We start from the raw sequence: 17,730 nt of genomic DNA, 5'->3' as shown, positions 1-17,730 counted from the left end.
CGCCTCCCTATGCTGTAATGCCGAGCCTGTAATCTGACTATAGTGTGCGACGCTTCCAATGAAATATACTTTTAAGTTTGGATTATCGAAATATATTACAAACTTTGATGCAGATGATGAATGGGGAGATCATCAGATCTGCCTTAAAATAAGAGGATGGAATGAAGTGAGTAGACGATTTATATAGGAGTTGAGGGAAGATGGCGTATCGGATCAGACTTGCTGAGCTTAGCGATGTTAACGGAGTGGCACAGTTGTTCAATGACTATAGAATGTTTTACGATCAGCCGACAGATCTGAAGGGAGCAAATGAATACATAAAAGAACGAATGGAACGGAATGAATCCGTTATTTTGGTTGCCGAATCGGAATTGGAGACAGAAAAGGAAGATGAGTACAGTCTGACGAATAAACCCTTAGCGGGTGAGTTTGGTGGATTTATACAGCTTTATCCTAGCTTTAGTTCAGTGTCCATGAGGCCAATCTGGGTACTAAATGATCTGTACGTACATGCGGATCATCGCCAGAGAGGAATTGCGCGTAAGCTGCTGGAAGCTGCACGACTATGGGGAATTGAGAGTGGGGCTGTACGAATAGTGCTCTCTACGGTGATCAGTAACAAGAAGGCTCAGGCATTATATGAGTCGGAAGGCTATACGCTGGACACCAAGTTCATGTATTATGAACTTCATATATAAGAAAGACTTTGAGAAACCTGAAGTTGAGGATAAGCAGGAGGGATTAGCACAAGATGATGCAATGGATAGCCATGATTACGATGTTGATCGATCATATAGGAGCCGTCTTTTATCCACAGGTCGGTGAGCTGCGAATCATTGGTCGAATTGCTTTTCCAATCTATGCTTTTGCCGTTTATATCGGTTATAAACATACTCGCAACGTACAAAAATACATATGGCGTTTGTTCTGGATTGCAGTGATTTCTCAATTGCCGTTTATGGTGGCTTTTAATCATTTTTCGCTGAATGTGGTATGGACATTGTGGTCTGCCCTGCTTGTATTGCTTGTGCTCGATAAACTTCCGGTCCGTTTGCTGGGAATTCCGATTGTGATCGTGGCTGGTTTGGTCATGGAGATGACCCATATGGATTATGGTATGTATGGCTTACTGCTTGTATTGCTATTCCGTTACTTCCAGGGCCCAGTATTGGTAATGGCTCATTTGCTCTTAAATGTGCTGTATATTTATCTGCACAGCAGCTCTATTCAGATGTACAGCGTGATTGCTACGGCAGGAATTGCAATGGCCCAGTATTATAACGCAGGCTTCCGTCTGAAAGGTCCGCGTTGGATTTGGCGTTATTTTTATCCTGCACATTTGGCTGTCATTGCTTTGATCCGCTTGATTTGAGAATTCTTCACGAAGAAAAGAAGCCACCTTATCCGTCATCACTGACGTTGAGGTGGCTTCTTTATATTCATTAATGGATGCAATATAGGCATTCACTTTATTGGAGTTATTCCATTGTTGGCGAAGTACCAAACTGCGGTCGGACGGCCTTAGGGAAATAACCAATCTCGATGGCATGTTCCATCATTTTTGAGATGAAACGATCATCAGTTTTGGCGCACATAATGCCGGCTGGTTCTACATAGGCGGTTGTTACAGGAGAAGCATATACGTATGCAGAATCCTTGGCACCGTCTCCTTCAAGCTGGGCGATAGCCAGTTGAAGTGCCTCAGGGTCCTTGCTGACACTGCCATCGAACAACCAGTTGGTGTATTCTGCAAAAGGCAGAGTCTCTACTTCATAACCGGCCCGATTCACAGAGCGAATCAGATCATCGTAGCTGATAGGTTCCGGATTACAGATATGGAATACACGTCCTGCTGTGTCCTGGCGTAATGCCAGATGCACAATGGCCTGACTTGCATAATCAATAGGTGTAAAATCAACCATCCAGTCGGCTGCCGGTGCCTTGCCCAGCAATAACATTGCTTTAATCATGCGATAAAAGGCGTTGCTATCAATATTAGACTGGAAACGTCCCGTCTCGGAATGACAGGTCAGGTTACCTGCACGATAGATGCTAACAGGTACACCTTCTTCAGCAGCAATCATAAGCACTTTCTCGGCTTCAAGCTTGCTGTCCGAGTAAAGGTTGTCCACGTGCAGGTCCGCTGGGAAGCGATCATATTGCAATGATGACTCCCACTGTCCACTGAGTGCAAGATCTTCCGGTATCCCCATCGTGGATACATGGTGGAAGGAGGCACCTGGTTTGCTGCGAACGAGTTTGAGCAATGCAGTGGTTCCATCCACATTGGTTTTGGCGAATTGTACTGCATCCCCGAAATGTCGTACATCCGCGGCGCAGTGTATCACACGGTCAATTCGTTCTTGCACGTAAGTTGTCTGCTCGACTGAAAGACCAAGATTCGGTTGCTCCAGATCGCCTTCAATAATCTCGACGCGGGATGCGAGGAGAGTTAGAAGCTCCGTTCCAAAGTAACCTTTCATGACGCTGCTCAGTCGTTCCATCGCAGAGCTTCCGTCTGCGGGACGGCGCACAAGAGTATAGATGCGTGTATTCGAAGTTAGAATTAACTGTTGCAGCACATGGGATCCAAGATATCCGGTAGCCCCGGTCAGGAGTACATGCTCGGGATTCAGAATTTCAGGATATCCAATCTGGGATCTTAGCTCTACAGGATGTTCTGACAATTGGGTGATCATGCCCTCATTCACTGAGGAATGGGTAGTTTCTTCTGTAGTTTGAGCCAGCTTCTCCACGCGTTGTGCCAAGGCACGAACCGTCTTCTCGGCAAAAAAGTCGGCAATTTTCAGCTGCGGATAATGCGGCTTCAGAATAACCAGCACATGGATGACTCGAAGTGAATCACCGCCAATGGCGAAGAAGCTATCCTCCACACCAAAGTCATCGTGCTGAAGAATTTCTTTCCATGCTTCCAGAATAATTGCTTCAGTTTCCGTCTCCGGCAGTACCCGATCAGGTCGATCTTCATGACGCTCTACGTGAGGCAGGGCTACCATCGCTTTACGATTGATTTTCCCTGTCGGTGCGATTGGCATTTCATCGAGCTGACAGATCCATTTGGGTACAAAATAGGAAGGAAGCTTCACCGTTAGCTCCGCTTTAATATCCGCAACGGAAAGTGTACTGCCGTCCTTGGATGTAAAGTATCCTACGAGCATGTTTTGACCATCCGATTCCTTCTTGGGAATCACGGCCACATCCTGAACCTGATCCAGACGGGCAAAATGATCCTCGATCTCTCCAATCTCAATCCGGTGACCCCGGATTTTTAACTGGGAGTCGCTGCGTCCGACATATTCCAGCAGTCCGGTATCGAGCATTTTGGCAATATCGCCAGACTTATAGATTTTCTCATCGATGGCAAATGGATTATCAATGAATGCCTGCGCTGTACGCTCCGGCTGGTTCAGATAACCTTTGGCCAAAGCGGGTGTTGCTATATATACCTCGCCGGGAACGCCTACCGGGCATAATTGCTGTTCTTCATTTACGATATACACTTTATAGTTATGAATCGGTCTGCCTATTGGAATGTTAACGACACTTTCCGGAACTTGCTCACTAATTCGGTGAGTCGCTGTCGCTACTGTACATTCCGTAGGTCCGTATACATTGACGATATCAATCTGGTTGCCGAATTTGCGCTGGAAGGCACGAACCTGCTCTCCATACAGTGCTTCTCCAGCCACGGTAATGATTTTGACTTTGGCCAGCTTGTGGAAGCCTTCATCAGACAGGAAGGAAGCAAGCTGGTTGAAAAAGATGGTTGGCAGTATCGTAATAATTGTTGTGCCTGTGCGCTCAATTGCACTCGCAAATTCTTCAACGGATACACGTTCTTCCGCCGACAACAGGTACAGTTCTGCTCCGTAGAACAAGGCGCCAATCGTATCCCACACTGATGCATCGAAGCTGTATGTAGCAAACTGGGTTAATACGTCACCTGGTTGAATATCGCAATCTCGCTGCACCACACTACCAAGATTGGCTACACCCCGATGGGCAATAAGCGCACCTTTGGGCTTGCCGGTAGATCCCGAGGTATAAATGATATACGCCAGGTCGTCTGGCTCAATATCGAGATTGGGGTTACTTGCAGCGAATCCGGCAAGGCGTCCATCTACGGCCAGGATTTGGCGAACGCTAGTAATTCCTGAGAATAACCGTGAAGCTTCAGGTAAAGAGGACTCTTTGGTCAGGACAAAGGATGAAGCTGTATCTTCGACAATATAACTGTTGCGTTCTTGTGGGTGCTCAGGATCGACAGGAACGTATACTCCGCCAGCTTTGAGAATACCGAGCAAAGAAATAATTGTTTCCAAACTCCGCTCCATAAAGATGCTGACGAATTCTCCTTTTTGCAATCCGTTGGATAACAGCACACGGGCAACCTGATTGGCACGTTCATTTAATTCTCTATAGGTGTACCTGCCAGTTGGTGAAGTAATTGCTGGAGATTCAGGATATTCGGCTGCTGTTGCTTCGAACCAGCCATGAATCGTCTGATGTTCTGGTTCGTGAACGGCGGTATCATTCATTTCTCGGTATAGCAACCGGTCTGAAGCAGATAAAATGTCCACTGTGCCGATGGCCTTGTCTTGGTCACGCAACATAGCCAGTAAAAGAGTCTGATAATACTCTGCATATCTTGTGACCGTAGATTCATTTAGAAGTGAACTGTCATAGAACAGATCCAGCGTGAGCATATTCTGATCATCACGAATATTCCAATTTAACAATTGAGGAGCTTTAGGGAGCTGTACACTGTTAAACATGAACAGCGTTTCCGGATTACCTCCCGCTTGGAGCGTGTAATGAAGCTGGAGTTGATCTGAAATCTGATGAATCAGTTCGTTAAAGGTTAACTTGCCTTGAATCTGCAATAACACATGGGAAGCTGCCTGATCGGGAGCCAGCGTGCCGATGGCAAGTTCCTGCTCAGCTGATAAACGGAACAACAGGGCTGCGTAGGCAGACAATAATGCTGGATATACGCCCTCTGAACCGAATTTTTGTTTCAGTTCCCGACCCAGGGACGATTCCAATGAAATATGAGCAGACTCATAAGTGAATAATTGTTGACGGCGCCCAAAATCCAGTGGAATCTGAAGAACCGGCAGGCCAGATTCCACTGTTTGGGGAGATGATGATTGATTTTCGACCACTTCAGTTGTTCCTCCTTGGTTCAAACCGTTCAAGTTGTGGGTTGAATTATTGTTTACTTACATTAAAATGCGAAATCAGTTCTTGCAGCTCCTCAGACATGTTGTTCAAACGGGTAGAGGAATCAACAAGTGTAATCAGTGATGCTTTTTGTTCATCTACGGATGAAGAGATTCGTTCACTGTTGTCAGCTGTCTTACTCACACTCGCAGATAAATCATCCGCAGTTGCGGTCATTTCTTCTGTACCTGCAGAGATTTCTTCTGTAGCACTCGATACTTCCTGAATCTGATTCGATACTTTCTTGGCTGCTTCCAGAATCTCTTCGAACAATTGACCCGTTTGATCAGCTACGCTGAGTCCGGTATCCACTTCAGACGTTCCTTGTTCCATCGCACGAACGGCTTGTCTGATTTCAGCCTGGATCTCTTGGATCAGTACAGCAACCTGGCTCGTGGATTGTTCGGACTGCTCAGCAAGCTTACGTACTTCACCTGCTACAACTGCGAATCCTCGACCTTCTTCACCAACACGTGCTGCTTCAATAGATGCGTTGAGTGCAAGCAAGTTCGTCTGGCTGGAAATGCCTGAGATGATATTCAGAATATCGCCAATTTCCTGAGAGCGGCTCTCCAGAACCTGAATGGCCGAAGCGGTGTTTTTAACAGATTCCGTAATCAGATTCATCTGTTCGGATACCTGACGAACCACACTGTTTCCTTGTTGGGATCGACGTTCCATCTCATAGGCCTCGTCAGCTACACTCGCTGAACTGCTGGCAATAGTTTGAATGACGATAGCCATCTCGGACATCGCACGGGCACTATCCCGGGTTGCCTGTTCCTGTGCACGAATGTTGGATGTAATCTGAGTAACGTTGCTATTAATAGAATCAGCATTCTCGCTGTTTCTCTCCGAGACTTCATACAGTTCCTTAGCAGACTCGTTAACTTCTTGCGAAGTGATTTGCACTTTGACGATGGTATCGTTGATCTTGCGAACCATTGTATTGAACTTTTCGTTCACAATGCCCAGATCGTCTTTGCCTGTCGGAATTTTGACATTCAAATTACCCCGGCTTACGTCATCAATCCCTTTGATCAGGTGACGAATAGGGGAAAGCGTGTTTTTGACAACAAGATATTGGATAATCAGGAACAACAGCAGGAACGCTACCAGGATGATAATTCCGTTCTTGAGCAATTTGTTCAGTCCGGCAGGTACTGCTGATGCGTCTGCATCGACTGCAAAGTAAGAATAAATCTTGCCGTTGCTATCCTTGATAGGGTAAGCAATGGTTGTCCAGGTTCCGAAATCATCGGAATAAAATGTGGTGAACGTTGGGCGATCGGTATTCACCATTTCTTTCAGTGCATTTGCCACAACGACTGGCTGTTCATACATGTCGCCGATATTTACATTTTCACTCTGGAAGGCTTCCTTCAGATTGGTTGGCATGGCAACAAGGGAAGTTAACCGTTGGTTATCTCCACCCAGCTCGACGCCAAAGATGTAGGCTTGTGCAATGTTAGGATAATATTGCTGCATTTCATCGAAATAGGCACGCAATTTGGTTTGGGTTTTTCCATCATAATTGGCTTCTGCAATAGCAGCCTGCACTTCGGTGGAATCAATGCCTTCTGCCCATTTTTTAGTAATTTGTTCTACCTGACCATGTAGTTGGTCTACGAGGATTGTTTTTTGAAAGTAATAGCTGCTGGCAATAAGTGCCACGCCGATGATAATAATGTTAGTAAATGAAAGCAACAGATTTTTGGAGAAAAAAGACATGCTTTTCCAACTTAATGATTTCACTAAAGTCCACTCCTGATCTTCTTTGAATTGATAATATGTTGGTGCCTTCATGTTGCAAATTAAGTCATTCCAGTATCCCCTCCAAAGGCATAATGTGCGACCATGGTCTTGGGTTCCTGGTCGCTATGTAGAGATATTTTTACCTAGATACCCATAGGTGTCTAATTATTAAAACACATCTATACTTAATATGTCGTATAAAATGTCGTCAAATTGAATAGTTTTGTTAAAACTTTTTTAATATTTTACGTACTTATGGACATATGAAAGTAAGAAGTAGGTATTTAGAACTGTTTATTTAAAATAATTCCCATTTTTTAGTTTCATTCTGTATTCTATAACATGGTGGGTTAAAAAACATCCTAAAACATTGAAAAAATAGTGAAAACGACAGAAAACGGACTTTCTTTTGCCACACAAATCAGATATCAGGGAGGAGAATCTAACCAAGAATGTACATAAGCAACATTATTGATACATGTGAAGCAGAGAAACAGGCCAAGTTTCCCAGTTGAACACGTCATGCACAGATATACATCGGAAGCGGTTTTATCTATAATAACTACAGTATGCATTTCTCAAATCATGAGCAGGCGGGGGTTTATAGATGAATCTTAAACAGATAGCAGCTGAGCGCGCGGCAGAGTATGTTCAAGATGGAATGAAGGTTGGATTGGGTACAGGGTCAACGGCGTATTACGCTATTTGTCGAATTGGTGAGCGAGTACGTGAAGGGTTGAACATTCAGGCTGTAGCTACTTCGGAAGCATCGGACAAGCTTGCCAAAGAGTGGGGAATTCCGATCGTTCCATTTGATCAAATTGGACGTCTGGATCTGACCATTGATGGTGCAGATGAAGTAGATCCTGAGTTTAACCTGATCAAAGGTGGCGGCGGTGCGCTTTTACGTGAGAAAATTGTAGCTGCAAACAGCGACAAACTGATTATTGTGGCCGATGGCAGCAAAGCCGTACAAAAGCTGGGAAAATTCCCGTTGCCAGTTGAAGTGGTTCCGTTTGCTTCAGAGTGGACCTTCCAGGCGCTGGAGAAACTCGGGTGTCATCCAGAATGGCGTATGGATGGGGATCAACGTTACCTTACGGATAATGGCAACCTCATTGCAGATTGCCGCATGGAAGCCATAGAGCATGCTGCAGAGCTTAACATTCAGTTAAATATGCTCCCAGGTGTTGTCGATAATGGACTGTTTATTAAAATGGCGGACACCGTCATTCTTGCGAAGGATGATGGCAGCATCGATGAGCGTCATCGTTCATGAACGGAAAGTGAGGTCATTGCATAGATGAGGGAAAACCCGTTAGTGGATGGTGAGATTGTTCTTCGATGTGTGGAGAAAGAGGATCTGACTGAACTCTATGAATTGATCTACAGTGAAGACGTACCGGAATGGAAACAATGGGATGCGCCATATTATGCCCTTGAACATGAGAGCTACGAAGACTTCGAACGGAGCATGTTAAGAAGACTTGGAGCAACTCAGAACAATTCTGATCCGGACTCCATTCGAATTATTGAGCTGAATGGCCGAATCGTCGGTACAATCAGCTATTATTGGGAACATCGTCCATCCATGTGGCTGGAAATGGGAATAGTCTTATATCGATCAGCCCAATGGGGGCGCGGGATCGGCACGCGAGTACTTCAGATGTGGTCCAGTCACTTATTCGAGCAATTGCCTGTGGCCCGGGTTGGATTGACAACCTGGTCAGGCAATGAAAGAATGATGCGTTCAGCTTCGAAGGCGGGACTGCAGGTGGAAGGACGTATGCGCAAATGCCGCATCGTGGATGGCAAACATTATGATTCAATTCGTATGGGAATGCTGCGCGAAGAGTGGGAGCAGATGAAATCTGCAGGCGCAGGTCGAAATGTAAACAACTGATGGAGGATTAAGAAATGCCGAACAACGAGGACAATCGGGAACTGTCTTTACAATTATTTGTGGTTCTCGCTCGCGCATACAATTCCGTTACATCCAGGTCCAACCGGGATATCCAGAGTCATGGACTGAATACAACAGAATTTGGCGTGCTTGATTTGTTATACCATAAAGGGCCGCAGGCGTTGCAAAAGATCGGTGAGAAAGTGTTAATGTCCAGCGGCAATATCACGTATGTTGTGGACAAGCTTCAGAACAAAAATCTGCTGATTCGTCGAGCGTCCAAGGAAGATCGGCGTGTCATATACGCTGAATTGACGGAGGAAGGAAGACATTTGTTTACACAAATCTTTCCTCAGCACCACCAGGTGATCATTGATGCGGTGGATGGACTGGAACCTTCGGAAAAGGCAGATGCGATTCGTTTGTTAAAAAAGCTTGGACTCGCTGCAGAGGGGAAAACTGACTTGCGTTAATAACGCAGGTCAGTTTTTTTATATGAATGTATGCCATTCGTCGTTCATGTATAATGAATAGAGGGATTGTATTTGAACGGGGAAGATCGAAGCTGCTGAAGCTTTTGCAAACGATTGGATGAGTGAAGCCTTCGTATAAGCAGTATGGCATAATTCGCGATTAGGAGAGTGATCATGTGATGTCTAATGAACATGGCAAGATGAAATCATCGCACAGAACGATTGAATCGTTATCCAATCAGATGATTCACGGTAAGGAGAACCAGAAGCAGATTCGTACATCCCTTCCGATATCAATCTTGCTAGCAGACGATAACGTCATCAATCGGCAGGTTGTGCAGATGCAGCTCAAAAAGCTGGGCATGACCGAAGTGCATACCGTCTCCAATGGGGAAGAGGCTAGTGAAGCTTTTCTCAGCAATAAATATAGTATGATCCTGATGGATAGCATGATGCCTGTAATGGACGGACTGGAGGCGACACGCCATATCAGAGCTTTAGAACAGGATAAGAAGTGGCATCCCACTCCGATTATTGCGATGACAGGAAATGTGATGGATGGAGAGAAAGAGAAATGTTTTGAAGCCGGGATGGATGATTTTATTGGTAAGCCCTTCACCCTTGAAGCTCTAAACAACTTGATCCAGAAGTGGCAACCATCATCCATGTCTGAAGAAATTACGAAACGATAAATAATATACATACATGTTTCACGTGGAAGATCGACTGAAAGAGAGGAAAATGTTCATGTTATTATACAGCCTTGCCGTTCTGGTCCTAATCGTTCTTGCCTTACTATGGTTAGGTGGACTTTACTTCTTCAAAACCGCCATTCGGCGTGCTCCAAAATCATTTTTGGTTGATAATCCGAATCTGATGCCCGAACCGGATAACGAAATAATCAGCAGTGCTTCTGACTTGACGTGGCTTGATACGCAGCCAACCGAAGATATATATATTGAATCACATGATGGATTAAAGCTGCATGGAACATGGCTTCCTACCCACTACGGATCGCAGCGACCAACGGTTATCCTGGCCCATGGCTATTCGGGAAAAGGCAGAGAAATGGCGGGTTTTGCCCGCTTTTATGCTGAAAAACGGGGCTACAATGTGTTGATGCCGGATGATCGGGGTCATGGCCAAAGTGAGGGCAATATCATCGGATTCGGCTGGCTGGATCGTAAAGATTATGTTCAATGGGTCCATTGGGTTCTGAGCAAGGTTGGTACGGAGACGGAGATCATTTTGCATGGAATTTCGATGGGAGGCGCTACAGTATTGATGACAGGTGGTGAAGCTCTCCCTGATCAGGTAAAGGCCATCGTATCGGATTGTGCTTATACCTCCGTGAAGGAGGAGCTGACCTTCCAGCTCAAGCAGCTATACAAGCTGCCCGCATTTCCGTTTATTCCCGTTACAAGTTTCATTTCCAAATGGAAGGCGGGCTACTTCTTTGGGGAGGCATCGGCACTAAATCAACTCGCCAAAGTTCAAGTTCCGGTTCTTTTTATTCATGGTGAGGCAGATACGTTTGTACCGACGGAAATGGTCTATAGACTATTTGAAGCATGTCCGACAGAAAAGGAACTGTTGACTATTCCCCGTGCGGGTCATGGAACAGCATTTCAAGTGGATCGTACCCGATACGAGCAGGTACTTGAATCCTTTTTGACAAAGAACCAGCAGCATTCATCTGATTCCAATTAAGCATCCTGGGTATTAAGTAGAAGATGTACTTAAGGGGAGGTGCGAGATGCCCTATACACCTAGAGTTTGTTCGTATTGTCATGAAAAAATGGCAGAAGATGAGTTCAAATGCAAATCTTGCGGCAATCTGGTTACTACCAAAACGGTTCAGCCTGAACAACCGTACATGATTGAAAATGATGAATTTATATTGGATCGATATACGATTGTGTTGCTTGTTCTGATGACACTGTTTCTTCCTCCCGTAGCCATGACCATCGGCGGCGTGATGTTATTTAATGACAATACGTATAAGCAGGATACGGGTAAATTGCTCGTCACCGGGGCATTTGTAGTGATGGTTATTCTCATCATTATTCTGTTTGCAGGTTCGGGGACATTGACGATTAACATCTAAGCTATGGAGGTGCTTGTATGGCAAATGAACAATTTGAGGCTGCACGGAAAGCAGAGGCAGGTTACCATTCTAACTTCTATCAGAATAATGAATTATTCGCGTCCGGTACCTGGATGGCGAGACCCATGCCGATGGTTATGGATATGCTTGAGCGTTTGCTTACCCATAAGACAGAGCTGCGTGTTCTCGATTTGGGATGTGGTGTAGGCAGACATACGATACCCATTGCGCAGCGTCTTGGGCAAACAAATAGTGAAATTATCGGGGTGGATTTGCTGGATGAGGCTGTAGATGGACTTCGTAAATATGCGAAAGAATATCAGGTTGATCATATCGTGCAAGTAGAGAAGGCGGATGTTGAGCATTACGCTGTCAAGCCGGATCATTTTGATTATATTGCTGCTTGCTCTTGCCTGGAACATGTTTCAAATAAACAAGCCTTAGTGGAGGCTATTGAACGTTTGCAAGCGGGAACTCGTACAGGCGGCATTCATTGTATCACGATGAGTACGAGTGTAGAGGAAAAGGAAATCAACACAGGCCGGGAGATTAAGCCGTTGATTGAATTGAATCTGCCCACAGCTGAGGCTATAGCATTGCTGGAGAAGGTTTATGCTAATTGGAACATTCTGCTTCAGGAACATGTAACACAGACGATCGAAGAGGAAAAATATGATGAACCGACACAGTTCCGTTGTGAACTGCTTCGTTTCGCTGCACAGAAGCAATAGTAGCCTGCCGGGATCGCGCAGCAAGGTCCCGGCAGTTCGTATTACTCGGCAGCTTAATAGAACATCACGAGAAGCATCATGGGACAGGGGACATCATCACACCTGAACATGGGGGATCAGAATGAGTACATATGTGATTGGCATGGATGGCGGGGGAAGTCATACACGTGTGGCATTGGCCGATGAGAACGGAAAGGTTTTGTCTTATGTGCAAATAGGCGGTTGCAACCGCTATCATGATGCCAATGCAGAGCAGAACGTATTGGAGGGCATCGCTGAAGCTATTCGCAGAGCTGGGCTAGAAGTGGATCAGATTGCTTCCATTCAGGCGGGGATGGCAGGCCTGGATCAGCCAGAAGATACAGTCTGGGCTGAAGCTTTACTCGCTCAAACCGGGATATTAGGCAGAATCAGCGCAGTAAATGACACGCATATTGCACATACGGCAGCCTTTGGCGGTGAGCCAGGCATCGTAGCTATTGGGGGCACAGGCTCTCTGATTCTCGGTAAAACGGAACAAGGGATCTGGCTCCGCAATGACCAGTTCGGCCACTATGCACCAACAGCAGCTCGTTTTTTGGCTTATGACGCGGTGCATTCCATCCTTGCGGGACGTTATGGTCCGCAGGACCAACCCTGGATCGAACAGATATTAGCCTATTGGAATGTAACTTCAATTCCGGAGCTTGCTGCACTGGGCGTATCAGGTTTTGCTGAAAATAGACAGGCCATCAATCGGATATTTGGTCAAATGGCTCCTTTAGTTACCGAAGCAGCAACCGAAAATATTCCCCTTGCGGTCAGAGTATGTGATTCAGCAGCGGATACGGCCGTTGTGGGTATTCTTATGCTTGCATCGTGTTTTAAAGATCAGCAGGTGCGCATGACGCTTACAGGAAGTTGTCTGAGTACACCTTATATGGTGGAGGCCGTTCGAAAGGGGCTGGATGCAGCCTATAAACCGGGTCGACAACAGATTCATTACATTACCAGCCATGTGCCGGCAGTCGGTGGTGCGCTGCTGGATGCATATCATTTGGCAGGAATTCAGGTGCCTGAAGGTATCACGTCTGATCTCCAATCGGAGCTGAAACGGCATACGACTTGAACTTTTAAAGGCTAACGACTACAATACGATAACGGAATCAAGCAAGTTATAGGAGGAATCAGGGTGTTAATTCAATTGAAATCACGCATACAGGAGCCGGAAGTGCAGGAGCTGTTGTCCTACTCGGTCTTTCCCGACCCGGATCACCTGAATCGTGCGTTACAACAGTATGTTAATAAGGACGAGCTGCATTTGGACGGTTATGAAGACGAAGGCCAGCTGATCGGTCTGATTGGATATGAAAGTACAGGAACGAGTGAGATCACTATTCATCACATCGCTGTCCTGCCTGAGAACCGTTTTAAAAATTATGGTCGTGGCATGATTTCACAGGTGCTGGCCAAATATAACCCCGACAGACTAATCGCTGAGACCGATGTGGAAGCGGTAGAGTTTTATCGAAATACGGGATTCGTAGTGTACAGCCTGGGTGAGCTGTATCCGGGTGTGGAGCGATTCCGCTGTGTATTAGAGAAGGACGAGGAGCAAGACGAAGACTAGTAACTGTCTACTACTGTGTAACGTAAAGAGAGCATAATCATAACAGGATGTTGGATTTGGCGAAGCAGCTGAGTCGGACGTCCTGTTTTTTTGTCGTTTGTTTGAAAAAATAGGAAAAACGTATTGCTTTGCAATATAGTTTCATTATAGAATAGTTTCATTGAAGAATAGTTCTATGAGTGAACTATATTTTTAGGGAAGGAGAATGAAGAATGAACACACCGGATGCTAGAAGTTTGGTTAACCGCTATTTGGATGCTTCTTTCCTAGTAACCAAACGGTTTGATACCCAGATACGTGAGCGCTTGGGGCAAACCATTACCACAGATCAGTTCTGTGCACTTCGTATGATTGAGGAGAAACCGTTATGTACGCCTTCTGATCTGGCAGAGCTTTTGTGTGTAGGCAAGAGCAGTATCACTGCTCTGGTCAACAAGCTGGTGGATCGGAATCTGGTCCATCGGGCCGGGGATGAGCGTGACCGCAGAGTTGTTTATTTGACCCTGACGGACAATGGACGTGAAGTATACAGGGAAACGGAACAGGAAATACAGCAGCTTCTGGAGCCGTATTTGGTCCATTTCAAACCGGAAGAGGTTCAGAATTTCATTGAATCTTTTGAGAAGCTCGCAGCTTTGCTAACGCATGAAGGAGGACAGGAGAACGAATGAGAACGATTTTGAAGGCGCGATGGTGGTTGATGGGGCTATGGGTCGTTGTGGCCGCCGTATTAATGTTCACCGCCCCTAACATGAGTGAATTGATTCGGGAAAAGGGACAGTTTTCGGTTCCTGAAGGACACTCTTCCACCCAGGCAGCGGCGATTCTGGAAGAAGCCGCTGCACAAAAGGGTGAGCAGCAGGGCAGCCAGTTGGCTCTTGTCTTTTATAATCAGGATGGTTTGGGTGCCGAGGGTAAAGAAGAGGCAGAACAGGCCGTTAAGAAACTGGAGGCAGAAAAGGAGAAGCTTGGCATTCTGTCCATACTGGAACCTTTCTCTCAGCCTGAATTATCAGACAAAATGATCTCTGCGGATGGCAAGACGATCTTGACGTCGCTTTCTATTGATCAGGGAGACCGTACAGTCAAGGAAATGCGCGAAGATCTCAATGAAGCTTTGTCATCGGTCAATGTGGAGCATTACATAACCGGTAAAGGCTTAATTGATGAGGATACGGTGGAAAGCTCCCAAGAAGGACTCAAAAAATCGGAGTACATTACCGTAGTATTTATTTTGCTCATCCTATTCCTTGTATTCCGCTCTTTTGTCGCTCCATTTGTTCCACTGCTTACGGTAGGGATCAGCTACATTGTTTCACAGCAGATTGTCGCGTTCCTTGTGGACGGTCTAGACTTCCCTATTTCGACATTTACGCAGATCTTTATGGTGGCAGTCATGTTCGGGATCGGTACGGACTATTGCATCCTGTTGATTAGCCGGTTCAAGGAAGAATTGGCTCATCATGAAAATACGTGGGATGCCATTATTGCTACGTACCGCACAGCAGGCAAAACGGTATTCTTCTCCGCACTCGCCGTGCTGGTTGGATTTATTGCCATTGGTTTTGCACAGTTTATGTTGTATCGTTCCGCGGTAGCGGTTGCTGTCGGTATTGCCGTGATGATGCTGGCATTAGTCACGATTGTTCCATTTTTCATGGCAGTGCTGGGCAAAAGGCTGTTCTGGCCTTCCAAGGGTTCACTGGAGCATGCCGAGAGCAAGATTTACGGTGCAGCCGGTCGTTTCTCCTTAAAACGTCCATGGGCAGCTCTGCTCATCGTTGCAGCGGTATGTGTGCCATTGCTGGCAACTTACGACGGCAAACTGTCGTTTAACAGTCTTGATGAGATTGGTGAGAAATATGATTCGGTCAAAGCATTCAATATCATTTCCGACAGCTTCGGTCCGGGTGAATCCTTGCCGGGTCAGGTCGTTATTCAAAATGATGAAGCTATGGATAACGCCAAGTATATGGCGCTCGCCGAAAAGATTAGCCGGGAAGTGGAGAAGGTGCCAGGGATCTCTGGTGTCCGCAGCATGACACGTCCAACCGGTGATGAGATCAAAGATTTTGAAGTGACACAACAAGTAGGGACATTGTCTGATGGTTTGGGCGAAGGCAAATCGGGTCTGGATAAAATCCGTGATGGTCTGAGCGAAGCCAGCAGTCAGTTAAGCAAAAATGAACCCCAACTTAAAGAAGCAGCGGATGGGGCTGGAGAACTGACCAAAGGTACTTCACAGTTGCAGTCTGGTATTACACAGTTGTCGGAAGGACTTCAGCAGATTGAAAAAGGAATTCGTGACGGCTCCTCGGGCGCCGGTGATCTAAAAGCAGGTCTGCAGAAAGCCAAAACGAGTGCAGATCAACTTGCACAGGCCAACAATCAGCTGCTTCAAGCCTATCGTCAGGCAGGAGCAGGTGTCGCAGCGCTGGGTGATGGTGTAGGTGAACTGCAACAACAACTCAAAGGTGTATCTACAGCGTTGACCAGCTTGAATGAATCGTTCACAGCGCTTGAAGAGCGCTATCCTGATTTGCTGCAAGACGCCGATTATCAGCGGGTCAAAGGCACCCTTGGTGAAACAGGTACCGGCACAGCACAGCTCGCTCAAGGTTTGGGTCAAATTCAAACCAAGCTAGGCGAAGCCGCGGCTGGAATCAATCAGGCTAACAAAGGCTATGCCTCCGCAGCTTCCGGACAGAAGGCACTTGCCGATGGTCTGGGTCAGATTGTGACGGGAATCAGTCAGTTACAATCTGGTCTCAAACAGGCCGCTGACGGTCAAGGTAAAGTGATTAGTGAAATTCCTTCCATCCAGAACGGACTTGGTCAGCTTCAGGGTGGTCAGGAGAAAATTCAGCAAGGCTTCTCGGATCTGAGTGGTCAACTGACTCAATTGACAGATGGTCTTAATCAGAGTGTAGATGGAATCGAACAGGTTTCAGGTGGACTCGATTCAGCACAGGACTACCTGACACAATTGCAAAACTCTCCTGATTCGGATCTGGCAGGCTGGTATGTTCCTGAAGAAGCACTGAATAGTAAGGACTTCACACAGGTATTCGATACGTATCTGTCCAAAGATCGGAAAACGATGACGATTGACGTTATTTTTGCCGAGAATCCATATGGAACTGAAGCGATTGATCGTGTTCCGGATATCGAAGCTGCTGTACATCGTGCTGTACAGGGAAGTGCGCTTGAAAAAGCAGATATTGCCATTGGCGGGGTAACCAGTACATTTGCAGATCTGCAGGAAGTCTCCAACAATGACTACACACGCACAGTTATGCTGATGCTTGCAGGAACGTTTATCATTCTGGTCCTGCTGCTCCGTTCGGTTATTATGCCGCTGTATCTGATTGTCTCGTTGTTGCTGGCTTATTTCACATCCATGGCCCTGACGGAAGCGATCTTTGTGAATATACTTGGGTTCGCGGGCATCAGTTGGGTTACGCCGTTCTTCGGCTTTGTCATGCTGATTGCACTGGGAGTGGATTACAGTATCTTCCTGATGGACCGTTTCAATGAGAACAAAGGTATGAGAGTACAGGATGCCATGTTGTATGCCATGAAAAACATGGGTACGGTTATCCTGTCTGCAGCCGTCATTCTGAGTGGTACCTTTGCCGCAATGTATCCATCGGGAGTTCTTTCGATGATGCAGATTGCGACGGTTGTACTCAGCGGACTGATCTTGTATTCTCTGTTGTTCCTGCCATTCTTCGTTCCTGTAATGGTGAAAATGTTTGGCCGTGCCAACTGGTGGCCATTCCCGAATAAGGAACAGGCAGATTCCGTTGATTCGGATCGTAACATAGGCATGTAATTAAATGATATATGAACAGCCCCACTGGATTCCCGGCGGGGCTTTCTGTATGGTTTTGAACAATCCTTTATGA

Annotated in this window: 15 protein-coding genes; 13 read left to right on the top strand and 2 right to left on the bottom strand. The window is 46.1% G+C overall.

The genetic code is table 11. The features are described from left to right. The first annotated feature begins 200 nt into the window (after positions 1 to 200). Positions 201 to 698 carry a GNAT family N-acetyltransferase gene (locus CRO25_RS09680; protein ID WP_079694792.1) on the top strand — a complete coding sequence of 166 codons (498 nt, stop codon included), beginning with the start codon at positions 201 to 203 and terminating at the stop codon, positions 696 to 698. A gap of 53 nt (positions 699 to 751) precedes the next feature. Further along, entirely contained in the window at positions 752 to 1,372 is a 621-nt protein-coding gene (locus tag CRO25_RS09675) for a TraX family protein (protein ID WP_240321372.1), read from the top strand. A gap of 106 nt (positions 1,373 to 1,478) precedes the next feature. On the opposite strand, the gene CRO25_RS09670 is transcribed toward CRO25_RS09675, so the two are convergent. Both CRO25_RS09670 and CRO25_RS09665 read right to left on the bottom strand, forming a co-directional pair. Next, positions 1,479 to 5,186 (bottom strand): non-ribosomal peptide synthetase, encoded by a 3,708-nt coding sequence (locus tag CRO25_RS09670; protein ID WP_079694791.1) that lies wholly within the window; start codon positions 5,184 to 5,186, stop codon positions 1,479 to 1,481. 46 nt (positions 5,187 to 5,232) lie between these two features. Beyond that, positions 5,233 to 6,975 (bottom strand): methyl-accepting chemotaxis protein, encoded by a 1,743-nt coding sequence (locus CRO25_RS09665; protein ID WP_063564933.1) that lies wholly within the window; start codon positions 6,973 to 6,975, stop codon positions 5,233 to 5,235. Between the two features lie 631 nt (positions 6,976 to 7,606). On the opposite strand from CRO25_RS09665, the gene rpiA reads away from it, so the two are divergent. From rpiA to CRO25_RS09610, 11 genes are all read left to right on the top strand, one after another. After that, the gene (rpiA, locus tag CRO25_RS09660) at positions 7,607 to 8,278 is read left to right on the top strand and encodes a ribose-5-phosphate isomerase RpiA (RefSeq protein ID WP_064639125.1); all 672 of its coding nucleotides are present in this window, start codon (positions 7,607 to 7,609) and stop codon (positions 8,276 to 8,278) included. A gap of 24 nt (positions 8,279 to 8,302) precedes the next feature. After that, positions 8,303 to 8,902: a GNAT family N-acetyltransferase gene (locus CRO25_RS09655; protein WP_064639124.1), complete on the top strand. Its 600-nt coding sequence runs from the start codon at positions 8,303 to 8,305 to the stop codon at positions 8,900 to 8,902. A 14-nt stretch (positions 8,903 to 8,916) separates the two neighbouring features. Then, on the top strand, positions 8,917 to 9,375 hold the full coding sequence (locus CRO25_RS09650) for a MarR family winged helix-turn-helix transcriptional regulator (RefSeq protein WP_024630132.1): 459 nt from the start codon (positions 8,917 to 8,919) through the stop codon (positions 9,373 to 9,375). 179 nt (positions 9,376 to 9,554) lie between these two features. Then, positions 9,555 to 10,067, top strand: coding sequence for a response regulator (locus CRO25_RS09645; RefSeq protein ID WP_079694790.1), 513 nt, complete (start codon positions 9,555 to 9,557; stop codon positions 10,065 to 10,067). Between the two features lie 55 nt (positions 10,068 to 10,122). Next, a complete protein-coding gene (locus CRO25_RS09640) occupies positions 10,123 to 11,085 on the top strand; it encodes an alpha/beta hydrolase (RefSeq protein ID WP_079694789.1) in 963 nt (320 codons plus the stop codon). Between the two features lie 46 nt (positions 11,086 to 11,131). Then, positions 11,132 to 11,482, top strand: a complete 351-nt coding sequence (locus tag CRO25_RS09635) for a hypothetical protein (RefSeq protein ID WP_063564700.1) — start codon at positions 11,132 to 11,134, stop codon at positions 11,480 to 11,482. A 17-nt stretch (positions 11,483 to 11,499) separates the two neighbouring features. After that, entirely contained in the window at positions 11,500 to 12,213 is a 714-nt protein-coding gene (locus tag CRO25_RS09630) for a class I SAM-dependent methyltransferase (protein ID WP_079694788.1), read from the top strand. Positions 12,214 to 12,334: 121 nt separating this feature from the next. Then, positions 12,335 to 13,321 (top strand): N-acetylglucosamine kinase, encoded by a 987-nt coding sequence (locus CRO25_RS09625; RefSeq protein ID WP_079694787.1) that lies wholly within the window; start codon positions 12,335 to 12,337, stop codon positions 13,319 to 13,321. 63 nt (positions 13,322 to 13,384) lie between these two features. Then, positions 13,385 to 13,822, top strand: coding sequence for a GNAT family N-acetyltransferase (locus tag CRO25_RS09620; RefSeq protein ID WP_063564697.1), 438 nt, complete (start codon positions 13,385 to 13,387; stop codon positions 13,820 to 13,822). Positions 13,823 to 14,034: 212 nt separating this feature from the next. Next, positions 14,035 to 14,493 (top strand): MarR family winged helix-turn-helix transcriptional regulator, encoded by a 459-nt coding sequence (locus tag CRO25_RS09615; RefSeq protein ID WP_079694786.1) that lies wholly within the window; start codon positions 14,035 to 14,037, stop codon positions 14,491 to 14,493. Then, positions 14,490 to 17,657: an MMPL family transporter gene (locus CRO25_RS09610; RefSeq protein WP_079694785.1), complete on the top strand. Its 3,168-nt coding sequence runs from the start codon at positions 14,490 to 14,492 to the stop codon at positions 17,655 to 17,657. The genes CRO25_RS09615 and CRO25_RS09610 overlap by 4 nt, the downstream gene beginning before the upstream one ends. Positions 17,658 to 17,730 lie beyond the last annotated feature (73 nt).

The sequence above is a fragment of the Paenibacillus sp. RU5M genome (assembly GCF_900221055.1).
Classification (GTDB): domain Bacteria; phylum Bacillota; class Bacilli; order Paenibacillales; family Paenibacillaceae; genus Paenibacillus; species Paenibacillus marchantiae.
This window is presented reverse-complemented; position numbering and strand designations above follow the sequence as displayed.

Excerpts from the sequence above, each read along its gene's own strand:
- CRO25_RS09680 (WP_079694792.1), top strand. The coding sequence starts at position 201 with ATGGCGTATCGGATCAGACTTGCTGAGCTTAGCGATGTTAACGGAGTG.
- CRO25_RS09675 (WP_240321372.1), top strand. The coding sequence starts at position 752 with ATGATGCAATGGATAGCCATGATTACGATGTTGATCGATCATATAGGA.
- CRO25_RS09665 (WP_063564933.1), bottom strand. The coding sequence starts at position 6,975 with ATGTCTTTTTTCTCCAAAAATCTGTTGCTTTCATTTACTAACATTATT.
- rpiA (WP_064639125.1), top strand. The coding sequence starts at position 7,607 with ATGAATCTTAAACAGATAGCAGCTGAGCGCGCGGCAGAGTATGTTCAA.
- CRO25_RS09655 (WP_064639124.1), top strand. The coding sequence starts at position 8,303 with ATGAGGGAAAACCCGTTAGTGGATGGTGAGATTGTTCTTCGATGTGTG.
- CRO25_RS09650 (WP_024630132.1), top strand. The coding sequence starts at position 8,917 with ATGCCGAACAACGAGGACAATCGGGAACTGTCTTTACAATTATTTGTG.
- CRO25_RS09645 (WP_079694790.1), top strand. The coding sequence starts at position 9,555 with ATGTCTAATGAACATGGCAAGATGAAATCATCGCACAGAACGATTGAA.
- CRO25_RS09640 (WP_079694789.1), top strand. The coding sequence starts at position 10,123 with ATGTTATTATACAGCCTTGCCGTTCTGGTCCTAATCGTTCTTGCCTTA.
- CRO25_RS09635 (WP_063564700.1), top strand. The coding sequence starts at position 11,132 with ATGCCCTATACACCTAGAGTTTGTTCGTATTGTCATGAAAAAATGGCA.
- CRO25_RS09630 (WP_079694788.1), top strand. The coding sequence starts at position 11,500 with ATGGCAAATGAACAATTTGAGGCTGCACGGAAAGCAGAGGCAGGTTAC.
- CRO25_RS09625 (WP_079694787.1), top strand. The coding sequence starts at position 12,335 with ATGAGTACATATGTGATTGGCATGGATGGCGGGGGAAGTCATACACGT.
- CRO25_RS09615 (WP_079694786.1), top strand. The coding sequence starts at position 14,035 with ATGAACACACCGGATGCTAGAAGTTTGGTTAACCGCTATTTGGATGCT.
- CRO25_RS09610 (WP_079694785.1), top strand. The coding sequence starts at position 14,490 with ATGAGAACGATTTTGAAGGCGCGATGGTGGTTGATGGGGCTATGGGTC.